The 19917-nt window shown below is 68.5% G+C and carries 23 protein-coding genes and 2 pseudogenes; 7 read left to right on the top strand and 18 right to left on the bottom strand.

Annotated features, from left to right (window positions below):
* Positions 1-264 precede the first annotated feature (264 nt).
* The 3 genes from AB8998_RS01640 to AB8998_RS01630 are packed head-to-tail and all read left to right on the top strand — an operon-like array spanning position 265 to position 1876.
* The gene (locus tag AB8998_RS01640) at positions 265-600 is read left to right on the top strand and encodes a hypothetical protein (protein ID WP_369736504.1); all 336 of its coding nucleotides are present in this window, start codon (positions 265-267) and stop codon (positions 598-600) included.
* Entirely contained in the window at positions 597-1079 is a 483-nt protein-coding gene (locus tag AB8998_RS01635) for a hypothetical protein (protein ID WP_369736503.1), read from the top strand. The genes AB8998_RS01640 and AB8998_RS01635 overlap by 4 nt, the downstream gene beginning before the upstream one ends.
* Positions 1076-1876, top strand: a complete 801-nt coding sequence (locus AB8998_RS01630; RefSeq protein WP_369736502.1) for a tyrosine-type recombinase/integrase — start codon at positions 1076-1078, stop codon at positions 1874-1876. The genes AB8998_RS01635 and AB8998_RS01630 overlap by 4 nt, the downstream gene beginning before the upstream one ends.
* An 816-nt stretch (positions 1877-2692) precedes the next feature.
* Here the strand turns inward: AB8998_RS01630 and AB8998_RS01625 are convergent.
* The 12 genes from AB8998_RS01625 to ligD all read right to left on the bottom strand — a co-directional run bounded on the left by AB8998_RS01625 (position 2693) and on the right by ligD (position 10476).
* Positions 2693-3109: a hypothetical protein gene (locus AB8998_RS01625; protein ID WP_369736501.1), complete on the bottom strand. Its 417-nt coding sequence runs from the start codon at positions 3107-3109 to the stop codon at positions 2693-2695.
* Positions 3110-3121: 12 nt separating this feature from the next.
* Positions 3122-3850 carry a hypothetical protein gene (locus tag AB8998_RS01620; RefSeq protein WP_369736500.1) on the bottom strand — a complete coding sequence of 243 codons (729 nt, stop codon included), beginning with the start codon at positions 3848-3850 and terminating at the stop codon, positions 3122-3124.
* 2 nt (positions 3851-3852) lie between these two features.
* A complete protein-coding gene (locus tag AB8998_RS01615) occupies positions 3853-4296 on the bottom strand; it encodes a helix-turn-helix domain-containing protein (RefSeq protein WP_369736499.1) in 444 nt (147 codons plus the stop codon).
* Between the two features lie 75 nt (positions 4297-4371).
* Complete coding sequence (locus AB8998_RS01610; protein WP_369736498.1) at positions 4372-4740, bottom strand: transcriptional regulator; 369 nt, start codon at positions 4738-4740, stop codon at positions 4372-4374.
* Positions 4737-5105 (bottom strand): hypothetical protein, encoded by a 369-nt coding sequence (locus tag AB8998_RS01605; protein WP_369736497.1) that lies wholly within the window; start codon positions 5103-5105, stop codon positions 4737-4739. Before AB8998_RS01605 ends, AB8998_RS01610 begins: the two co-directional genes overlap by 4 nt.
* 410 nt (positions 5106-5515) lie before the next feature.
* On the bottom strand, positions 5516-6394 hold the full coding sequence (locus tag AB8998_RS01600) for an AAA family ATPase (RefSeq protein ID WP_369736496.1): 879 nt from the start codon (positions 6392-6394) through the stop codon (positions 5516-5518).
* Positions 6391-6711: a DUF2742 domain-containing protein gene (locus AB8998_RS01595; RefSeq protein WP_369736494.1), complete on the bottom strand. Its 321-nt coding sequence runs from the start codon at positions 6709-6711 to the stop codon at positions 6391-6393. The genes AB8998_RS01600 and AB8998_RS01595 overlap by 4 nt, the downstream gene beginning before the upstream one ends.
* Positions 6708-7598 carry a helix-turn-helix domain-containing protein gene (locus AB8998_RS01590; protein ID WP_369736493.1) on the bottom strand — a complete coding sequence of 297 codons (891 nt, stop codon included), beginning with the start codon at positions 7596-7598 and terminating at the stop codon, positions 6708-6710. Before AB8998_RS01590 ends, AB8998_RS01595 begins: the two co-directional genes overlap by 4 nt.
* A complete protein-coding gene (locus AB8998_RS01585; protein ID WP_369736492.1) occupies positions 7595-7750 on the bottom strand; it encodes a hypothetical protein in 156 nt (51 codons plus the stop codon). Before AB8998_RS01585 ends, AB8998_RS01590 begins: the two co-directional genes overlap by 4 nt.
* 229 nt (positions 7751-7979) lie before the next feature.
* Positions 7980-8486, bottom strand: coding sequence for a hypothetical protein (locus tag AB8998_RS01580; RefSeq protein ID WP_369736491.1), 507 nt, complete (start codon positions 8484-8486; stop codon positions 7980-7982).
* A complete protein-coding gene (locus AB8998_RS01575) occupies positions 8483-9385 on the bottom strand; it encodes a tyrosine-type recombinase/integrase (RefSeq protein ID WP_369736490.1) in 903 nt (300 codons plus the stop codon). Before AB8998_RS01575 ends, AB8998_RS01580 begins: the two co-directional genes overlap by 4 nt.
* Before the next feature lie 50 nt (positions 9386-9435).
* Positions 9436-10476 carry a non-homologous end-joining DNA ligase gene (gene ligD, locus AB8998_RS01570; protein ID WP_369736489.1) on the bottom strand — a complete coding sequence of 347 codons (1041 nt, stop codon included), beginning with the start codon at positions 10474-10476 and terminating at the stop codon, positions 9436-9438.
* 11 nt (positions 10477-10487) lie between these two features.
* On the opposite strand from ligD, the gene AB8998_RS01565 reads away from it, so the two are divergent.
* Both AB8998_RS01565 and AB8998_RS01560 read left to right on the top strand, forming a co-directional pair.
* A complete protein-coding gene (locus AB8998_RS01565) occupies positions 10488-11558 on the top strand; it encodes an ATP-dependent DNA ligase (protein WP_369736488.1) in 1071 nt (356 codons plus the stop codon).
* A gap of 45 nt (positions 11559-11603) precedes the next feature.
* Positions 11604-12173 (top strand): DUF4352 domain-containing protein, encoded by a 570-nt coding sequence (locus AB8998_RS01560; RefSeq protein WP_369736487.1) that lies wholly within the window; start codon positions 11604-11606, stop codon positions 12171-12173.
* A gap of 16 nt (positions 12174-12189) precedes the next feature.
* On the opposite strand, the pseudogene AB8998_RS01555 reads toward AB8998_RS01560, so the two are convergent.
* From AB8998_RS01555 to AB8998_RS01535, 5 genes and pseudogenes are all read right to left on the bottom strand, one after another.
* Positions 12190-12982: pseudogene (locus AB8998_RS01555) on the bottom strand (cytochrome P450).
* Between the two features lie 19 nt (positions 12983-13001).
* Complete coding sequence (locus tag AB8998_RS01550) at positions 13002-13907, bottom strand: haloalkane dehalogenase (RefSeq protein ID WP_369736485.1); 906 nt, start codon at positions 13905-13907, stop codon at positions 13002-13004.
* A gap of 1 nt (position 13908) precedes the next feature.
* A complete protein-coding gene (locus AB8998_RS01545) occupies positions 13909-14394 on the bottom strand; it encodes an NUDIX hydrolase (RefSeq protein ID WP_369736484.1) in 486 nt (161 codons plus the stop codon).
* Between the two features lie 6 nt (positions 14395-14400).
* Entirely contained in the window at positions 14401-15756 is a 1356-nt protein-coding gene (locus AB8998_RS01540; protein WP_369741384.1) for a WS/DGAT/MGAT family O-acyltransferase, read from the bottom strand.
* Between the two features lie 120 nt (positions 15757-15876).
* Positions 15877-16137: pseudogene (locus AB8998_RS01535) on the bottom strand (nitroreductase family protein); the annotation flags it as partial.
* An 18-nt stretch (positions 16138-16155) separates the two neighbouring features.
* On the opposite strand from AB8998_RS01535, the gene AB8998_RS01530 reads away from it, so the two are divergent.
* Entirely contained in the window at positions 16156-16638 is a 483-nt protein-coding gene (locus tag AB8998_RS01530; protein WP_369741383.1) for an adenosine-specific kinase, read from the top strand.
* Positions 16639-16642: 4 nt separating this feature from the next.
* On the opposite strand, the gene AB8998_RS01525 is transcribed toward AB8998_RS01530, so the two are convergent.
* The gene (locus AB8998_RS01525) at positions 16643-18445 is read right to left on the bottom strand and encodes an AMP-dependent synthetase/ligase (protein ID WP_369736483.1); all 1803 of its coding nucleotides are present in this window, start codon (positions 18443-18445) and stop codon (positions 16643-16645) included.
* 343 nt (positions 18446-18788) lie between these two features.
* Here AB8998_RS01525 and AB8998_RS01520 point away from each other — a divergent pair, with 343 nt between their 5' ends.
* Positions 18789-19865, top strand: a complete 1077-nt coding sequence (locus AB8998_RS01520) for an NAD(P)H-dependent amine dehydrogenase family protein (RefSeq protein ID WP_369736482.1) — start codon at positions 18789-18791, stop codon at positions 19863-19865.
* Positions 19866-19917 lie beyond the last annotated feature (52 nt).

Here is a 19917-nt window from a genome sequence, read left to right as displayed (position 1 = left end):
GCGTGTGCCGCCATGCAGCCCTCCGGCGTGGCCCGTGCCGACGTCTGCGCGAGCGTCGGCAGGCGCATTTCGGTGAGCGGGTGCACCTAGAGACGGTCCCTGTCCTTGCTCGGCTGCACCCGTTTCGGCTCGCCCGGCATTTTCGGGGTGCCGTACCGCTAAGCGTTGTTCTGACCAGGAGAAACCAAGGCCGATTCGTGGCGTTGTGCGCGGTGTTATCGGGCGAATTCTCGCCCGATCCCTTCTGAGAGGAGCGCGACACAAATGCCCACCGTCAACGACAATGCGACTGCCACACCACCTGATAGCGAACGGGACACCGCTGGACCTGGCGTAACCGCGCCGCCGGACGCCACCGAGATCCATGACTGGTTGCAGCGCGGCGCGGGCCTGCCGACCCGGGCCTTCGACGGCACTGTCCGCGAGGCCGTGGGTTTCACGGTCCGGGTTGGTGGCCTGCAGCGCTCCAACGGCACCTGCAAGCGTTGGGTGACCGTCGAAGCCCCGGCCCGATTCGGCGTGCCGTTGCAGCCCGAAGCCGTGCGGCAGCTGGCCGCGGCCTTGACCGCGGCGGCTTACGAGATCGAGGCCCGCCCATGACCACACCCGACAACACCGCGACCACCTGGCGCGACCTGGCCGACCAGCTCACCGACCATGAGGTCGACGAGTTTCGAGACATGGAGCGTCGCCTTCCCGAGGGCGAAAAGGGCGCCGCTTTCCTGCTGAAATCGGCCAGGGACTGCATCGCTGATCGGTTGGTCGACGTCATGTATGCCGACGTCCCATTGCCCGCCGGTGCCCGTACCGATTCGGCGGGCTGGGGGAAAAATCTTCAGCGCGACGGCTACTCACGCTCGCTGGTGTGGCGAAGCTACGAAGGCGGGATGGCGGATCTGCGGCTGGCCGGCTCTGGGATCAGCGTCGACATCGACGGGCGCCAGCAGTGTGATGGCAGCTTCACCCGCGGCATCAGCTTGTGGGGCGTGGACGAGGGCGCCGGGTTGACCGCCGATCAGGCCCGCGCGGTGGCCGCGCTGCTGGTCGGGGCGGCCGACGAGCTGGACCGGCTGTCGTGAGCGCCCCAGCTACGTGGCAGCCCCTCATCGAGGATTACCTGCGCGCCCTGGCCGGCGCCGGACAGCGCCCGGCCACCCTCAGGCTTCGCCGCGAGCAACTCGAACTCATCGCCCGCGGGCTGCAGAGCGCGCCAGAGCAGGTCACCGCCGAGCGGCTGCTCGCGTGGTTCGGAAGCCGCTCATGGGCGCCGCCCACCCTCAAGTCGCACCGAGAAGCCATGGTCGGGTTCTTCAGATGGGCGGCGAAAACGGGGCGTGTGCCCGTCGATATCGGCGCCGAGCTGCCCCGGGTCCGGCTCCCCAAACCGCAGCCCAGACCGGCCCCGGATGCGGTGTGGAGCAGCGCCCTGGCCGGCGCCGGGTTACGGGAACGGCTGATGATCCGGCTGGCCGGGGAGGCCGGGTTGCGTCGCGCCGAGGTCGCCGCGGTGCACTCCGATGATCTGCTCGACGGGCCTTCCCTGCTGGTGCACGGCAAAGGCGGCAAAGACCGCGTGGTGCCGATCAGCGCCGACCTGGCGGCCGCGATCCGCGCTGCCGAGGGCTGGGTGTTCCCGTCCCGCAAAGGCGACGGGCATCTGAAGGCCCGGGAGGTGGGGCATCTGGTCACCGAGGCGCTGCCGTCAGGATGGACGATGCACACGTTGCGGCACCGCTTCGCGACGCGCGCGTACCGCGGCAGCCGCAATCTTCGGGCGGTGCAGCAGCTTCTCGGCCACGCCTCGGTGCTGACCACGGAGCGATACACCGCGGTCGACGACCACGAGGTTCGCGCCGCGGCGGCGTGCGCGTGGTGAGGAAGGCCAGGGAGCGGCAACAGGAAGGCGGCCGCCGCGGTGCGGAGGTCACCAATAGCGGCTTCATCCCCCGTGGAGGGGAAGCCGACGACCCGCCGCGAGACCGACGACATGCCGGGCTCGGAGACGACGGCCATCTGCTGCGTTCGCGGCCGTCCTGACCGAGGGTCTTGCGCTCGTCGTCAACTGCGTCATTTGGCGCAGTTGCGGAAACGTCGCGGCGTACGGTCGGCTCACTGCTGCCGATGGCGTCTGCGATGGCCCGGTTCGACATCCCCGCGCCGGCCAGCTCCGACACCACCTCCCGGCGCTGCGGGATCGGCAGCTTCAGGCCCCCCAACTCGCATTCGCACCCAGGCGAAATGACCTGTCCGGGACAGCTCGGACAGCAAGCTGTCGGTGCGCGTCTGGGCAAGGTTCGTCCCCGTGGGGACGAACCTTGCGGCGCGCCACCGTAGGGAAATCGCCTCACGCGGCATGAGCGGGCGCGGGGGGAAATCCCCCGCGCGCGGCATGAGTAGGCATCGTTCAAAAAGGGGCTCTCACCAGGGGGAATTCCCCCACGCGGCATGAGCAGGCACGAGGGATTTCCCACGCGGCATGAGCAGGCACGACCAGGTTTTTTGGATCCCGTGTAAAAAAAAGTTTGACTGCGCGCGGGTCGCGAGGGGGGGGTGGGGTCGAATTTTTTCGGGGGGGAGGGGTACCGGCCGGTCCGCGCCGGGGGCCTACCCATAAACCCTGGCTGCGGCGCCGGCCGGCACCTACCCGCGCGGGAAGCCGCCACGGAAAGCCGCGCGGGAAACCTGCTCTACCTCACGCGACGGGGAAGTCCTCGTCCTCATCAGGTGCGCTGAACTGGCGGATCTTGACCGCTTCGGCGATCACTTCGTTCGACCACCGATGGCCGGCGGCTTCGAGCGCCTTGCGAGCCGTCGGTCGCCCGGCCCTGGGGTCCACGCCAAGGCTTGAAAGCTGGGCGACGCAGTTGCCGATTTGGTCGCTGGACGGCAGGAGCGGCGCGTCGCCGCTGTCGAGCTCTTCCACCAATCCCTTGCGCAGGAAGTGGTCCCGCTGCTCGTCGTTGAGCCACGCCAACTGGCTGCCCTTGTAGGCGTGGTGCAGCTTGCCGGTCTGATCCTTGACGATGACCAGCGGAGCCACCACGCGGTACGCCGGGCGCCATTCTCCGCTCACGCCCATGGCTAAGGAGCTGGCCATCGTTCCGAGCATTTATCTCTCTCCTCAGTTCCCGGTGGGTCGATAGTTTCGATTTTCGCGCCACTGCTGCGAGTCCTCGTCGAACACGTAGGGCTGGTTGGGGGATGGCTGAAACCACTTGTCGCCCTGCGGAGGCGGCTGCGTGCCCGCGTAGAACCTGGGTCCAAGGCGACGCTGCATCGCGTCCGCCCGCTCCCGCTCGGTCAGTTCGGACGCCGGCTTGCCGCGCGAGACGCGCACGGGCGCCGGGATGGGCGGAATCACGAACGGATCGGGCACATGCTCGCCTGAGCTGCGCCCGAACCCGTCTGCGTTGCGCACGGCCTGCTGGTACGTCGTTGTCCCGTCGCTGGCTGTCACCGTTTTCGGGGAGGTGAAACCGAGGCGCCCGAGCACACGCCGATGTGTCGCTTCAACCTCGGCGTCGACGACGAGCTGCTCGGCTGGCCGTAGTCCCGGCGCCAACGACGCGATGACGGCACGGTTGTTCTCGCGATCCCGCTGAAGCGCGTCCGTCCAGAACTCGATGCGCGAGCGGGGGAACTTGCCGGCGTTCACCGCGGCCAGCACGATCCGCCGGTCCTCGGCGCGGGCCGCCTGCTCGGCCGCCGACACCCGCCGAGCCTCTTTCGCAGCCTCGATTTCGGCGAGCTGGTCAGCAAGTTCACGCTGCAGCGTCTCCTCATCCACATCGGCCGGAAGGCCAAGCAGGCGAACGACTTCAGCGCGCGGGACCACCACTTTCTCTGCCACTTCTAGGCTCCTCTCTGCTCGCTGAGCCGCGCTTTTAGCGCCTCGACCGACGCCGCGGTGACCAGCACCTGGCGCCCGAACTTGCGGCCATCGAGGTTGCCTTTTCGGCAGTGCCAGCGGACCGTATCGGCCGAAACGCCAAGCGCTGCTGCCGCTTCGGGAGGTTCCATGTATCGCTGCTCATGCTCGAAACCTACAAGCTCGTGCGGTCTCAAGCCGCCCTGCTCGCGTCGGCGCGAGTCGGCCACGAGTTCCTCGGCGATTGCGTGCTGGAACTCGACGAGACCTTCAGGCGGGCAGCCGTTGCGCTGGCGGGTGATCTCGGCGAGTTGGCCGAGCCAGTGCACGACGAGCCGCGCCGCGTCGGGGCTGATCGCGACGCTATCGATTCGTTGAACGGAAGCGGCGATCCGGGTGCGCTCGTCCGCGGTCCGGCGGCCGCTCACGACTGCGCCTCGCCTGCGGGGTCAGCGAGCTGCTCGCCGCACGCGAAGCAATGCGCGAGGCCGCACTCACAGACATCACGGGCGGGGTCGGTGGCGCTGCCGCAGATCGGGCAGCGTGCTGGAAGGCTCATGCGGTTGTTTCCTTCGGGGCCTGGTCGGTGTGGGCATTTGCGCGGCGATGACGCCGCCGGGTCGGTGCCGGCCGCGCAGCCGTGCGGTCCATGCGGCACACGCGTCCAAGGCCGGGCAGCGGCAGCACACGGCAGCGGCAGCCGCATGCCGGATCTCAGCGTCGTCAACGTCTTCGTCGCTGCGGCGGTCGTCAAAAAGGGCGTGGCGACCCCGGCAGCCGGCGTCGGATAGCTTCGGAGCGCCGGCCAGCACGGCGGTCAGCAGCCTGACGACGCCTTCTGGGTCCAGGCCGCGACCGTCGTCGTTGATCATCGCTCAAACCGCTGCCCAGTCAGGATGGCCACCAGATCGCCCAGGGTGCACGAAACCCATTGCTGATAGGGGTCGGCGACCCCGCGCCGCTTGTGGACCACCAGGCCGACGAGCGCGTCATCGTTGCCGGCTTCAATCTGGGCCTCGGCGACCCACTCGGGCAGCCGCATGGCGCTGGTGTCTTTACATTCAAGGACAACCCGCTGCCCACGGAGCCGGACTCCGCTGATGTCGCCGCGGTCCTTGGCACCGCTTCGGCTGCGGCGCTCGATGCGGTCGTCGTCGAGGGCCCGGGCGAGTGCGGCGGCGATGGCGGTCTCGAAGCGCGTTCCGGCTTGCCTGGCGCTGCGGCGTGATCTGGTCATCGAGCGTCCTTTCCGGGCTGGTTTTCGCGGCTGGTTTTCTTCTCATTTCTCACCTCCCCCCCTCTAAAGAGGGGGGAGGGGGTGAGAATTTTGAGCAAAGTGAGAATCCGGGCGAGAATCGGGTGAGAATTTCTCAAACGTTGGCATCGTGGCCCCCGTCCAAGGTCAGGTCGGCGCCATCCGAGGTCGGGCCGACATACGCGTACCGTGGCCGTGCCTCAGTGCCGACGTTCTGCAGCCAACCGGCCTTGACCAGCTCGTTTACCGACCGATACGCGCTCGGTGCGCTCGTGCCGTCGGAGACAGCCAGGTCCACGAGTTGCTTACGGGTCAGCCCCTCGACGCCGCAAGAATTCTCAGCGAGTTTCGCAACTTTTTCTCGCGCACCCGTGAGAAAACCGGTGCTTTTCTCACCGATCGAGTGAGAAAACGACCAGGGACTTTCGGCCGGCCTCGTCCACGCCAGGCATCAACTTTTCGGACACGACATGCGGCACCATGCGGTACTCGAACGTCTTATCGCTCGGCGCGTCCTTGTGCTTTTCGACTCTGACCGACACCTTCAACCCCTCGGCGGTCAGGCGCAGATCGCTCCACAGAGCGCCGTCCCAGGCCGTCGATCCGCGGGGGCTTGAACCGTTGCGCACCGAGTGGTGGATGCCCCAAACCGTGCAGTCGGCTGCGGCGCGGATGCGATCAGCCGCATCCACAGCTGCCCCCTGCTCGGTCGCGCTGTTCTCTTCGAGCCCCAACGTGCAGCGGGCGCGGGTGTCCAGCACGAGCAGCCCGGCGCCGACATCACGGGCCATTTCGACGGCCTGCCCGACGTGGACGATGTTGCCCAACTGCAACGGGACCGGCAGGATGTACAACCAGCCTTCCAGCCGTTGCGGGTCGACGCCGTGATATTCACACCAGGCGTAGATGCGGACGCGGAGACCGGAGGCACCTTCCGCGGCGACGTACACGACCTTTTGTCGGGCCGGGATGCGGTGGCCTTCCCAACTGTTGCAGCCAGCCGCCAGCGCGCAGGAAATACCCACAGAGACAAAGCTTTTGAAGCTGCCGGGCGCCCCGGATAGCTGCGCCAACGTGCCCTCGTACAACAACCCGTCGACGAGCGGCCTTACCGCTGGCAATCCTCCGAGGTCGGCTAGCGAGAGCAGCTGCGCCCGGAGGGTGGGCGCCGGCCGGGGCGCCTGGCGGTGGCCGTTGCGCTGCGGCGGTTCGTCTGGCGGCTCCCACGGTGGAACGTCCGCCCAGTCGAGGCCGGTTTCGAGGCCCGTCATGCTCTCACCCGCTTTGCCCACGGGTTCGCCGCGCGGAATTCGTCGCGGCGCTGGACTTCTCCGGCGACCTGCCGCCAGTCGGCCGCCGCGCTGACAGCCCGACTCGCCTCGGCGAGGGCGGCCTGCGCCGTTTCGACACGCAAGGCGTGGTGGACACCAAAAGCCGCCAAGGACAATAATTTTCGCGGATCTCCGTCAGCTAGCTCACACCAGCTCGGGGTGCCAGGCCAGGGAAGAGGCCCGCAATTCGCCTGGGCGAGCAAGGCCTGCATGAATTCGTGGGTCTCGTACCAAGAGACCTGCTGGGAGCCAGTCATCCGACATCGCCCCGCACCAGCCGCCTGACAATCTCAGGATCGTCAAGGGACGGCTCATCGGGCTCGCTGGCAGCTCGGTCATGGTGGCTCAGATGCCAGAGGTCGTCGTCGAGGTCGTTGACGACCTGCAGCAGATCATTAAGATTTTGCGTCACCAGTTCCTGACGGTTGCGGTCGAACCGATCATCAGCCGTCAGTCTGTGGATGCGCTCTGCCGCCTTCTTTAAGTCGTAGACCGCCCTCCGGAACTGGTCGGTGATCGGCTTCCTCCGCGGCTTCTGCGCCTGTGGCTGTGACGGTTTCGGTTCGTATCGCTTCCCGTCGATGCCGGTGATTTGCCTCGGTTGTGGGTACGCCTCGTTAGCCTTGGCGAAGTCATCGAGGTCAGCGGACGGGGACTCTTCCGGGCCGACGCACTCGTCGGTGGCGCACTTGCCGTCACATTCGGGCTCGGGTCCAGGTGTTGCATTTGCAACACGTCCCAGCTCGCGGCTAATGGTGCTGTAGTGGTCTCCGGTCGCGGATGCGATCGCCCGGATACTGAGCCCTGATTCGCGCAGCGATGCAACAACCTCGGCGCGCTCCTCGCGCGGTAACCGCAACCGTGTGGCCCCGAATTCGCGGGTGCAATAGTCGTCCCACGACGTGTAGCCCAGGGCGTTCCAGGCGCGCTGCTCGTACGCCTGCTTGACGAGTTCCCAGACGGCTTCGACGCCGACCTTGATCCGATCCGTGAGTACGCGGGCAGCATTCGCGCTGAGCGCTGTTGAGGTGGCATTTCCGGTAGCATTCAGGTTATCGGCGCTGTCGTGGGTGCTGAGCTTGGTCGAGGGCCGGTCCTGGTGGTGCGGGGCGCCGGCCTCGACTTCTTTTGGTGGGCCGGTCACGATCCACCACCCGCCCGGCGGCGCCGCGCCTGGGCGCTCTTGAGTGCCAACCGCTTGAAGTGAGCGCGGCGCAGTGATTCGGCGCGCTTCGCGCGCTCGGCCGGCGGCAGCGTGCCGTCGGGGTCGACCTGATGCGCGAACTTTTCGAGCATTGCCTTGCGGGCGTTAGCCGTTCGGGCGGATCTGTCAGGCGTGCGAGCCCAGGATTCATGGGCAGCGATTTGGGAACGCAGCGAGCGCTCCGCGGGGGTGAGCGGCATTGTCTACCTCTGGACATGAGGAGGCGGGCGCTCCGTAAGGAGTGCCCAGACAAGGCCACCACCGTTTTGGTGAAGTGCCCCGGGTCAAATTACTGCCCGGACAGGCTGGCTAGGAAGCCGGCTATTCGAGCCTAGCACAACGTCTCACGATCTCTTTGTACAGTGCCGCCCTGGCGTGTTGCTGCGCTTCCCGATTCAGCTGGGTCCACTTGATTATCCGCGAACCCAGCTGGGATACAACAACTTTAAGGTCATCCACGCGGATGGAACGGCGCTTGGCCTCCCGTGCGGCGTCTAAAATGACCGCCAGGAGAAAGATCGGCACGTCGACGCCCTCGGCCAGGTGCCACGCCTCCCGGTTCAGGGCGAGCCGCCCATGATCCCGCGACAGGGTGGCTCCGATCACCTTGTTCGCGTATGTCGGATCTCCGCTGTCGAAGCGCTCGTTGAGGTACGCCGTGTCGAGCGTCCACCGCCCAGAAGTGGATTCCCAGAGGAATGTCCTCAGGCGGACCGGCCTGCCGGTGCGCGTTGCCGTTCCGGTAACGGTGATCCGATAATCGCGGCTGGCCGCCGTCCCCATCGCCCGGCGGATCTGATCGGCTCTCGTGCGGGGCTGTTGGTTCACACTCGGTCTCCTCGCCGCAGCCGTCGCGCCGCTTCTCGCGCACGATGATCGGCCGCGCTGGCGCCGTACCGCTCAAGCATGGTGTCAGAGCGCCAGCCCATAAGCCGCTTGAGGTCGCGTTCCTGACCGCCGGCGAGTAGGAAGTCGTGAGCGTTGGTGTGCCGGAACCGATGCGGATGGATCTTGGCGGGATCGAGGCCGGCCATGTCGGCTCGGATCTTCAGCCGCTCGCGTACGCCGTCGGGTGTGAAGCGGCCGCGTTCGCCGAGGAACAGCGCGGAACTCGAGGCGTGTCGGTGGCCGCGGCGCGCGCGGATATAGCGGTCGAGGGCTTGTCCGGTGCGGGCTCCGAAGTAGGCCGGCCGCACCCGTGACCCCTTCCCGGTGACCGTCACCGATTCGCCATCGAGGTCCAGATGATCGAGGTCTATCCCGGTCACCTCTGACACCCGTAGTCCGCAGTCGATCAGCAGCCGGATCACGGCCTCGTCGCGGCGGTCGACGAACCTCGTACCTTTGCATGCCCTTATGAGCGCGGCCAGCTCGTCGTCGGTGAGGACCGGGACGGGCGGGGGCTCGGGCTTGTCGATGACGATGCCGGCCAGCGGGTCCGCGTCGATGATGCCCTCGGCCAGCAGCCAGTTGGCGAAGCGGCGTAACCCGCGCCACCGGGTGCGGATGGTCCCGGCCGCGAGGCCGCGACCCCGCAGGAAGTCCAGCCACCGCAGAACGGTTTCGCGATCCAGCGCGGACACGTCGGCGGCCTGGCCGCGCTGGGCGAGCCATTGGCTGAAGTAGGTGATGCTCTGCCCGTACAGGACCAGCGTGCGGTCGGACTTGCCCTCGACGCGCAACGAACGGTTGAAGCTGCCGCGCAGCGATTCGAGGGACTCCGACACGGTATCTAGGTTATCGGGCGAGATAGCGTTATGCTAGTCAACGCACGACATCACTTTCGCCAGTTTTTCCTAGTCAGATCAGTGTTTCGGGATGGCTGCACCCGTTTCGGCTCGCCCGGCATTTTCGGGTAGTTCGGCGGATACGGCAGGTCGCCCAGGCCGCGCTCGTCGTCGGCCGCGGCCAGTTCGAGTAGCGGGGCGAGCGACTGGGCCACGTCGTCCATGCCCGCCCACGGGTCCGCGCGGCTGAGCACCAGGCCGGGCACGGTCGCAATGGTGTAGTCGTCGGGTTCGGCGCGGGCGAGCTCGTCCCAGGTCAGCGGCATCGAAACGGTGGCGATCGGCGTGGGCCGCAGCGAGTAGGCCGACGCCATGGTGCGATCGCGGGCGTTCTGGTTGAAGTCGACGAAGACGCGCTCACCGCGCTGCTCCTTCCACCAGGCGGTGGTGACCGCGTCGGGCGCACGGCGCTCGACTTCGCGGGCCAGCGCGATGCCCGCCCGTCGCACCTCGACGAAGTCCCAGTCGGTGGCGATGCGCACGAACACGTGGATGCCCCGCCCGCCGGACGTCTTCGGGTAGCCGAGGAGCCCGAGCTCGGCCAGCAGGGGCCGCAGCACGTCGACGGCGACCACGCGGGCCTGCGCGAAGCCGACGCCGGGCTGCGGATCCAGGTCGACGCGCAGTTCGTCGGGGTGGTCGGTGTCGGGACAGCGCACCTGCCAGGGGTGCAGCGTGATCGTTCCCATCTGCGCAGCCCACACGATCGCCGCGGGATGGGTGACCCGCAGCGCGTCCGCCGTGCGGCCCGAGGGGAACGTCACCCGGCAGGTCTGCAGGTAGTCGGGGTGGTGGGCGGGCACCCGCTTCTGGTAGATCTCCTCGCCGTCGATGCCGTCGGGGAACCGCTGCAGGTGCGTGGGCCGGTCGCGCAGCGCGTCGAGCATCGGGCCGCCGGCCATGGCGCGGTAGTACTCGACGACCCGGCGTTTGGTCCCCTGGGACCCCAGCTCGGGAAAATACACCTTGTCCGGGCTCGTCAGCCGCACGGCGATGCCGTCGACGTCGAGCTCCTCCGCTGCAGCAGCCATATCCTCAGGCTATGGGCCTACCCGTGCTGCCGCCGGTTTCGCCGATGCTGGCCAAGCCGGTCCAAACGATCCCCCCGGATGCGTCCTACGAGCCCAAGTGGGACGGGTTCAGGTCGATCTGCTTCCGCGACGGCGACCAGGTGGAGCTGGGCAGCCGCAACGAGCGGCCGATGACCCGCTACTTCCCCGAGCTGGTCGCGGCGGTCGCCGCGGAACTGCCGCGGCGCTGCGTGATCGACGGGGAGATCGTCGTCGCCACCGACCACGGCCTGGATTTCGAGGCCCTGCAACAGCGCATCCACCCGGCCGATTCGCGGGTGCGGATGCTGGCCGCCAAGACGCCGGCGTCCTTCATCGCGTTCGACCTGCTCGCCCTCGGCGACGACGACTACACGCGGCGCCCGTTCAGCGAGCGGCGCGCCGCCCTGGCCGGCGCGCTGGGCTCCGGCCCGTCGTTTCACGTCACCCCGGCGACGACGGACATCGACACCGCGCGGCGCTGGTTCGACGAGTTCGAGGGCGCCGGCCTCGACGGCGTCATCGCCAAACCGCTGACGCTGACCTATCAGCCGGGCAAGCGGGTCATGTTCAAGATCAAGCACGAGCGGACCGCCGACTGCGTGGTCGCCGGCTATCGGGTGCACAAGTCCGGCGATGACGCGGTCGGGTCGCTGCTTCTCGGGCTCTATGACGAGGGCGGGCGGCTCGCGTCGGTCGGCGTCATCGGCGCTTTCCCGATGGCGAAGCGGCGGCAGCTGTTCGTCGAGCTGCAGCCGCTGGTCACCGGCTTCGACGACCACCCGTGGAACTGGGCCGCCCACGAGGCCGGCGAACGCACCCCCCGCAAGAACGAGCACTCCCGCTGGAACGCCGGCAAGGACCTGTCGTTCGTCCCGCTGCGGCCCGAGCGGGTGGTCGAGGTCCGCTACGACCACCTGGAGGGACGGCGGTTCCGCCACACCGCCCAGTTCAACCGGTGGCGCCCCGACCGCGACCCGCGTTCGTGCACCTACGGGCAACTCGAACAGCCGCTCGCCTTTCAGCTCGGCGACATTGTGCCCGGCCTCGGCGACAACCACTAGCTTCTGCAATATCGTCGACGTTCACACGACCGAAGGAGGCCACTCATGAGACGTTCCATAGCCATCACGCTGTCGGGCGTGGCGATCGCGGTGGCGGCATGCTCGGGAAAGACCGGCACGGCCAACCGGTCGGCCACCTCGAGCCCCCCGGTGTTCAGCACCAGCCCGACTTCCACGGCGCCTGTCGATCCGGTCGCCCACGTCGGCGCCACCCTCAATCTGACCGGAGACAGAGGGCCGTTGGCCGTCACCCTCACCAAGATCATCAACCCGGCGACGGGGACGTCCGGACCGCCGACCGACGACAAGGGCAACCCGAGAGGCACCTACGTCGCCGCGATGCTGACCGTCCACAACACCAGCACCTCGGCGCGCAAGGACGACGCGAACAACGACGCGGTGCTCGTCGGGTCGAACAACCAGGACTACTCGACGGCCCTGGGCAGCGTAACCGAATGTACGAACTTCGACGAGGGCGAGTACGAACTCCGGGCGGGAGAGTCGGTCAGCGGGTGCGTCGTGTTCGTCATGCCCCCGGGCGTGACGCCGGCCAAGTTCCAGTACACACCGTCCTCGGGCTTCGCCAACAGCTTCGGGGAATGGCTCATCCCCTGAACGCGCTCGCGGCGAGTCAGACCGCGACCGCCAGGTGCGACAACCCGCGCACGGTGACGTTGCTCTTGTACCGCGGCTCGTCGTCCGGGCGCCACCGCGGGAACCGCGCCGTCAACACCGAGAGGGCCACACCGGCTTCCAGCCGCGCCAGCGGCGCCCCCAGGCAGTAATGCACCCCGCGACCGAACCCAGGTCGCGCAGCGCCCCTCGGTCCGGGTCGAACACGTCGGGGCAGTCGAACTCGGCGGGATCGCGGTGGGCCGCGGCCACCAGCAGCATCAGAACGTCGCCCGCGGGCACCTCTATGCCACCGATGTCCATGTCCGCCAAGGCGATTCGTCCGATCATCTACACGGGCGGGTCATAGCGCAGGGTTTCCCCGATCACCGCGGAGCGCGGGCGGCGTCGGCGGCCAGCGCCGCCCACTGCCGCGGTTCGCGCAGCATCTCCAGGATCACGTTGCCGATCAAGTTCACCGTCGTCTCGTGACCGGCACCCCGAGCAGCCGACAGCTGACGGACACTGGCAGCGGATAGGCGAAGTCCTCGACGACGTCGAACCGGCCCCGCTCGGCGATCCGGTCGAGCAGATCGTCCACCAGCGCGCCGTGTCGGGTTGCAGCGCCTGCCCACCTTTGGGCGCGAACGCCTTACTGACCAGTTTGCGCAGCCTGGTGTGGTCGGGGGAATCGAGGAACAGGAACTCCCGGAGGGACCGGGGGTGGCAGCCGCACGGGTCCGTGCTCGAGGAACCGCGCACACCCGGTACGGGTCGGCACGGTTGGCCTGGTCCAGCAGCTGCAGCAGCAGGTCCCGGGACTCGGGGCGCTCAACGGCGCAGGAACTCCACGATGTGACGCGCCAGCTCCTCGCCGGCGTCCTCCTGCAGGAAGTGCCCGGCGCCGCGGATGACCGGGTGCTCGATGCCCTGCGCGCCGCGCATCTCGCGCCGGAACACCTCGCCCATCGGCCCGGTGATCGGATCGGCATCGCTGAACGCGACCAGCATGGGCGTCGGGCTCACCGTCAGCTTCGACCACGCCGCCTTGTTGGCCGCCGCCGCGGGGTCGTCCGGCGAGACCGGCACCAGGCCGGGCATGGCGCGCGGCCCGGCGCAGTGCTCGTCGCCGGGGAACGGCGCGTCGTAGCCCGCCAGCACCTCCTCGCTCACCTGCTGCGCCGAGGCGCCCTGCACGAACAGGCTGACCTTCAGGTTCGGCATCGTCTGGATCGCCTCGCGGAACTGCCACCACACCTTGGCCATCGGCTGCTCGCCGTTGGGCAGCCCGGTGTTGGCCACGACCAGCCGGGCGAACCGCTCGGGGTGCTCGGCGGCCAGCCGCAGCCCGATCAGCCCGCCCCAGTCCTGGCCGACCAGGGTCACCTCGCGCAGGTCGAGGACGTCGAAGACCAGCGCGCGCATCCACTCCACGTGGCGCGCGTAGGTGTGGTCCTCGATGCGGGTCGGCTTGTCGGAGCGACCGAACCCGACCAGGTCGGGGCAGATGACGCGGTGCCCCGCCTCGGCCAGGATCGGGATCATCTTGCGGTACAGGTAGGACCAGGTCGGCTCGCCGTGCAGCATCAGCACCGGGTCGGCGTCCTGCGGACCGTCCTCGACCCAGGCCACCCGCAGGCTGCCGCCCTCGCCGTCGGGCACCTCGCCATAGCTTGGCGCGTACGGGAAGTCGGGTACGTTGTCGAACCGTTCGTCGGGTGTGCGCAGAGTCTGCATGTCACGTTCCTTCCTGTAGCCCCGCCAACGCCGGATGCGCCATCAACCGGTCGAGAAACTCGCGCTGCCCCTTCAACAGCTTGGTGCGCGCCTCCGCCACGGTAAACCAGCCGACCCGGTCGACCTCGGGGACGTCCAGCAGCGTGCCCGACCCCTTCGGCCACTCCAGCTCGAAGGTGTTGCTGCGCGCGTCGGTGACGTCGAGGTCGCCTTGCACGGCGAAGACGCTGACCACCTTGCCGCCGGGTTGCCGGATCCGGCCCAGGTCGGCGCGCGGCCCGTCCGGCACCTGCAGCCCGAGCTCCTCGGAGAACTCGCGCCGGGCCGCCGCCCACGGGTCCTCCCCCTCGGAGTGCTCGCCTTTCGGGACCGACCAGACCCCGGCGTCCTTGCGCGCCCAGAACGGGCCGCCGGGGTGGGCTATCAGGACCTCGACGACGCCGTCGCGCACGCGGTACAGGAGCACACCGGCACTGAGCCTGGGCACGACCCCTCAGGCCCCGACCGCGCGTTCGAGGTCTTTGAGCGAGGTTTCCAGGTGCGCGAGCAGCCGCTGCAGGTGCGGCACGCTGCGCCGGCATCCCACCAGACCGAAGTCCATCGTGTCGGCGTTGTTCACCAGGGTGATGTTGAGCGCCTGCCCGTCCAGCACGATGGACATCGGGTAGTTTCCGTCGAGCCGGGCGCCTCCGTAATACATCGGCTGGGTGGGCCCGGGCACGTTCGAGACGACGATGTTGAACGGCGGCGCCGTCGAGGACACCCAGCCCGGGACCGCGGCCAGGCTCAGCGCCGCCATGTTCGCGGCCGACAGCGCCAGCGCCTGCAGGCGCGGCAGCTGGGAGAACACCTTCTTGTTGTCGCGCATCGACTCGGTGACGGTCTGCAGCCGCCGGGCCGGGTCGTCGGTGTCGGTGGCGAGGTTACAGAGGATGGCCCCGACGAGGTTGCCGCCGGCGTCGGCCTCGTCCTCGCGGCGCAGGCTCACCGGCACCATCGCCAGCAGCGAGGTGTCCGGCAGCGCGTCGTGCTCGAGCAGGTAGTAGCGCAGCGCGCCCGAGCACATCGCCAGCACGACGTCGTTGACGGTCACCCCGGCGGCCTTCTTGACGGCTTTGATGCGGTCCAGCGACCACGACTGCGCGGCGCACCGGCGGGCACCGCCGATCTTGACGTTCAGCATCGTGCGCGGCGCGCCGAACGGCAACGTCAGCTGCTGCTCGAGCAGCGCCGCGCGGGCCAGCGTCACCGTCGAGGGGGCAAGGGCGGCAACGGATCCCGCGGCACGCATCAGCGAACGCACGGGCGACGCCGGGCTCGACCCCCGCTTGGGTTTGGGCAGGGTCCACGGCGCCCGGATCTCGCGGTCGCCGGGGTTGTCCGACAACGCGCGCTGCATCAGCTTCAGCGCCGAGACACCGTCGATCAACGCATGATGCATCTTCGTGTAGACCGCGAATCGGCCGTCTTTGAGCCCCTCGATGACGTGCACCTCCCACAGCGGGCGGTGCCGGTCGAGCAGGCTGCTGTGCCAACGCGAGGTCAGCTCGAGCAGCTCACGGACCCGCCCGGGGGACGGCAGCGCCGAGCGGCGGACGTGGTAGTCGAGGTCGAGATCGTTGTCGTACGCCCAGGCCAGGCTCGCCACACCACCCCAGAACGTGGCCGGGCGCTTGAGGAAGGTGGGCTGGACATCCCGCTGGGCGACCAGGCTGTCGTAGAACCCGCGCACGTAGCCGCGACCGGCCCCCTCCGGCGGCTCGTAGAGCTGCAGCCCACCGACATGCATGGGGTGCTCGCGCGATTCGCCCAGCAGGAAGATCGCGTCGGTGGGCATCATCAGTTCCATCATCCAATTAGACGCCAACCGAAGCCGTTCCGATGCGCGAACTCCGCGACTTCGCGGCGAACCCCTCACATACGGCACCGACGGGCCGGTATGGGCGAGGCGCACCGCGTGGGCGACCTTCATCCGGTCCGGCACAGCGAGGAGCTTCTTCGCCTCCTGCTCGACGGCAGGCACGCCTGAGGCCGAAAGTGCTTGAAAACCAAGCCCGCACGAATTCGCCATCAGCCACATGTTCTGCAGGACGCACCCCAGACTCATCATCCCGATGGCGTCGCCCTCGGAGCCGGGCGCGCGCATGGTGGCGTCGTACAGCACGAACAGCACCCCGGCCCTGCCCCCACCGGACAACCCGTTTCCCCTGAGGCGTCGCGGTGGCACCATGTGCTTGTGACGACTCCGCTGTCCTGGGATGTGGTGTGCATCGACAAGCCCGGCGACGTCAACGTCGTGATCGGCCAGGCGCACTTCATCAAGACGGTCGAGGATCTGCACGAGGCCCTGGCCGGGGTGAGCTCCTCGTTGCGGTTCGGGCTGGCGTTCTGCGAGGCCTCCGGGTCCCGGCTGGTGCGGCGCAGCGGCAACGACGCCGAATTGGTCGAACTCGCGGGCCGCACCGCGCTGGCCGTCGGGGCCGGGCACAGCTTCGTGATCTTCTTGCGGGACGGCTTTCCGGTCAACGTCCTCAACCCGGTGAAGGCGGTGCCGGAGGTGTGCGGAATCTACTGCGCCACAGCCAATGCGGTCGACGTGATCGTCGCGGTCACGCCCCGCGGCCGCGGCATCGCCGGGGTGGTCGACGGGCAGACCCCCGTCGGGGTGGAGACAGAGGGTGACGTGGCCGAGCGGCACGCCTTGCTGCGCGCCATCGGTTACAAACTCTGAGCTTTCAGTGCTTGCCGTACAGCGCGTCGATCTCGGCCGCGAACCGGGCGGCGACGACGTTGCGCTTCACCTTCAGCGTCGGGGTCAGCTCGCCGGTGAGCACGGTGAAGTCGACCGGCAGGATGCGGAACTTCCGGATCGATTCCGCATGGGAGACACTCTGGTTGGCCGCGGCGACCGCCTGGTCGATCTCGGCCACCAGCGCGGGGTCGTCGATCAGGTCGGCCACCGAGGCGGTGGCCGACCTGCCGTGGTGCTGCTTCCACACCTCGAATCCCTCGGGGTCGACCGCGATGAGCGCGGCCACGTAGGGCCTGTCGTCGCCCACCACCATCGCCTGGCTGACCAGCGGGTGAGCCCGCAACTGATCCTCGAGCACCGCCGGTGCGACGTTCTTGCCGCCCGCGGTCACGATGATCTCCTTCTTGCGGCCGACGATCGACAGGAAGCCGTCGTCGTCCACCGAGCCGAGGTCGCCGGTGTGGAACCAGCCGTTGACGATGGCCTCGCCGGTCGCCTTCTCGTTGTGCCAGTAACCGCCGAACACCACGCCGCCGCACACCAGCACCTCGCCGTCGTTGGCGATCGCCATGCTGTTGCCCGGCAACAGCTTCCCCACCGTGCCGACCCGCTCCTCGCCGATCCGATTGATGGTGATCGCAGCGCTGGTCTCGGTCAGGCCGTAGCCCTCGTAGACCGTCAGCCCGACGCCGCGGTAGAAGTGGCACAGCCGCGTGCCCAGCGGGGCACCGCCGGAGAACGCGGCGTGGCAGTTCCCGCCCAGGGCGGCGCGCAGCTTGCCGTAGACCAGCCGGTCGAACAGCGCGTGCGCGGCCTGTAGCAGCAGACCCGGTCCGCCGGTGTCCTGGGCGGCGCTCCACTCGATGGCCGTGCGGGCCGCGAGCGCGAAGATCCTGGCCCTTCCGGCGTCCTGGGCATTCAATTCGGCGGTGTTGTAGACCTTTTCGAAAACCCGCGGCACCGACACCACGACCGTGGGCTTGAAGACGGCGAGGGTGGCCACCAGGTTCTTGATGTCGCCGGTGTAGCCGATGGTGACCTTGTTGGCGAATGCCGACATCGACAGCGACCGCGCCAGCACGTGGGCCAGCGGCAGGAAGACCAGCAGCCGCTCCCCCTTGCGCAGCAGTGTCGGGAAACACTCTCCGGCGCCGCGTATCTCGTACAGCAGGTTCGAGTGTGTCAGCCGGCAGCCCTTCGGACGGCCCGTCGTGCCCGAGGTGTAGATGAGCGTCGCCGCGTCGGCGGCCCGCAGCCCCGCCAACCGCTCGTCGAGTTGCCCGGCGTCCACCGACTTCCCGGCCTCGGCCAGGTCGTCGAGCGCCCGGGGGCCTTGGCATTCGAGGCGCAGGATCGTGCGCAGGCTCGGCAACTCATCGCTCAGTTCCTCGACCAGCTGCCCGTGCGCGGCCGTCTCGGCGATCACCATGACCGCCCCGGAGTCCTCCAGCACCCAGCGCACCTGCTCGGGCGAAGAGGTGTCGTAGATCGGGACGGTGACCGCGCCGACCGACAGAATCGCGTAGTCCAGGATCACCCACTCGTAGCGGGTCGCCGACAAAATCGCCACCCGGTCACCGGCATTGACCCCGGCGGCGATCAGGCCGAGCGCGGTCTCACGGATCTGCCGGGCGGCCTGGGCGCAGGTGACGTCCGTCCAGGCGCCGTCGACGAGGCGCTGGAAGATCACATGATCGGGATCGTCGCGCTCGTGGGAGTACACGCTGGCGACGACGTTGTCGTTCTCGCCGACGGCGAAGCTCGCCGGGAGGCTGAATTCGCGCATGCACCACGCTAGCCGCGCCGGGTGACGCCTTCCTAGTGGCCGAAAGTCCCGGCGTACAGGGTCGATCGGCGCGCGCCTTTCAGTCCGACATCGGCCACGCGATATGGCGATCAGGTCGCCGTGCTCCGGGCCGGCGGCCCGATGTGCGTGCACCTTGGCGTACTCCGGGGTGGTCACCATGTCGATGAAGACCTGCGGCGTGGGGTACTCGACCACTCTCACCCGCGGCCGGGCGGATCATCGTTGACAGTCACTGCCAGCTGGTCATACTGTGCCAGTTCATGCTCGGGCCTGTAAAGGCCGGTGACGGCGTGTCCGGGCGTTCGATTCGGGAGGTCGTTAGATGGGTGAGCCGTCCAAGCTTCGCGTGATCCAGTGGGCGACAGGGGGGGTCGGGAAGGCCGCCATCGCCTGCGTGCTCAACCACCCGCAACTCGAACTTGCGGGATGCTGGGTGCACTCCGCGGACAAGAACGGCCGCGACGTCGGCGAGATCCTGGGCACCGGCCCGCTCGGCGTCACCGCCACCACCAGCGTCGAGGAGGTGCTGGCCACCGACGCCGACTGCGTGATGTACAGCCCGCTGATCCCCGCCGACGAAGAGGTCATCGCGATCCTGCGGTCGGGCAAGAACGTCGTCACCCCCGTCGGCTGGGTGTACCCCGACGCAACGAACCCCCGCGTCAAGGCCATCGCCGACGCCGCGCTCGAGGCCGGGGTGACCCTGCACGGGTCCGGCATCCACCCCGGCGGCATCACCGAGCGCTTCCCGCTCATGGTGTCCTCGCTGTCGTCGGCCGTCACGCACGTGCGCGCCGAGGAGTTCTCCGACATCCGCACCTACAACGCCCCCGACGTGGTGCGCCACATCATGGGCTTCGGCGGTACCCCCGAGGAGGCGGTGCAGGGACCGATGGCCGGGCTGCTCGAAGCGGGCTTCAAGATGTCGGTGCGAATGGTGGCCGACCACATGGGCTTTCGGATCGATCCGGACATCAGGACCATCCAGGAGATCGCCGTGGCCACCGCCGACATCGACTACGACCCCTTCCCGATCACCCCGGGGTCCGTCGCCGCGCGCCGGTTCCGCTGGGAGGCGCTGGTCGACGGGGAGCCGGTCATCACGGCGGCGGTCAACTGGCTGATGGGCGAAGAGAACCTGGAACCGAACTGGAACTTCGGCGGCCGCGGCGAACGCTTCGAGGTCGAGATCACCGGCGACCCCACGGTGAGCCTGACGTTCAAGGGGCTGCAGCCGGAAACCATCGCCGAAGGGCTGCAGAAGAATCCGGGCGTGGTGGCCACGGCCAACCACTGCGTCAACGCCATCCCCGACGTGTGCGCGGCCGGCCCCGGCATCAAGACCTACCTGGACCTGCCGCTGCTCGCCGGGCGCCCGGCCCCACACCTGGCGCGGTGACCCGGTGCGACTCGACGACGTCTCGTTCTGTCACCTCGTCGGGGTGACGGAC

It is taken from the genome of Mycobacterium sp. HUMS_12744610, from assembly GCF_041206865.1.
GTDB classification, from domain to species: Bacteria; Actinomycetota; Actinomycetes; order Mycobacteriales; family Mycobacteriaceae; genus Mycobacterium; species Mycobacterium servetii.
The sequence above is the reverse complement of the archived record's forward strand: the minus strand, read 5'-3'. Positions and strand labels throughout refer to the sequence as shown.

Bases quoted from the DNA above. Each gene is read 5' to 3' on its own strand.
- AB8998_RS01640 (WP_369736504.1), top strand. From the start codon at position 265: ATGCCCACCGTCAACGACAATGCGACTGCCACACCACCTGATAGCGAA.
- AB8998_RS01635 (WP_369736503.1), top strand. From the start codon at position 597: ATGACCACACCCGACAACACCGCGACCACCTGGCGCGACCTGGCCGAC.
- AB8998_RS01625 (WP_369736501.1), bottom strand. From the start codon at position 3,109: ATGCTCGGAACGATGGCCAGCTCCTTAGCCATGGGCGTGAGCGGAGAA.
- AB8998_RS01610 (WP_369736498.1), bottom strand. From the start codon at position 4,740: ATGATCAACGACGACGGTCGCGGCCTGGACCCAGAAGGCGTCGTCAGG.
- AB8998_RS01605 (WP_369736497.1), bottom strand. From the start codon at position 5,105: ATGACCAGATCACGCCGCAGCGCCAGGCAAGCCGGAACGCGCTTCGAG.
- AB8998_RS01600 (WP_369736496.1), bottom strand. From the start codon at position 6,394: ATGACGGGCCTCGAAACCGGCCTCGACTGGGCGGACGTTCCACCGTGG.
- AB8998_RS01595 (WP_369736494.1), bottom strand. From the start codon at position 6,711: ATGACTGGCTCCCAGCAGGTCTCTTGGTACGAGACCCACGAATTCATG.
- AB8998_RS01585 (WP_369736492.1), bottom strand. From the start codon at position 7,750: ATGCTCGAAAAGTTCGCGCATCAGGTCGACCCCGACGGCACGCTGCCG.
- ligD (WP_369736489.1), bottom strand. From the start codon at position 10,476: ATGGCTGCTGCAGCGGAGGAGCTCGACGTCGACGGCATCGCCGTGCGG.
- AB8998_RS01565 (WP_369736488.1), top strand. From the start codon at position 10,488: ATGGGCCTACCCGTGCTGCCGCCGGTTTCGCCGATGCTGGCCAAGCCG.
- AB8998_RS01560 (WP_369736487.1), top strand. From the start codon at position 11,604: ATGAGACGTTCCATAGCCATCACGCTGTCGGGCGTGGCGATCGCGGTG.
- AB8998_RS01550 (WP_369736485.1), bottom strand. From the start codon at position 13,907: ATGCAGACTCTGCGCACACCCGACGAACGGTTCGACAACGTACCCGAC.
- AB8998_RS01540 (WP_369741384.1), bottom strand. From the start codon at position 15,756: ATGGAACTGATGATGCCCACCGACGCGATCTTCCTGCTGGGCGAATCG.
- AB8998_RS01525 (WP_369736483.1), bottom strand. From the start codon at position 18,445: ATGCGCGAATTCAGCCTCCCGGCGAGCTTCGCCGTCGGCGAGAACGAC.
- AB8998_RS01520 (WP_369736482.1), top strand. From the start codon at position 18,789: ATGGGTGAGCCGTCCAAGCTTCGCGTGATCCAGTGGGCGACAGGGGGG.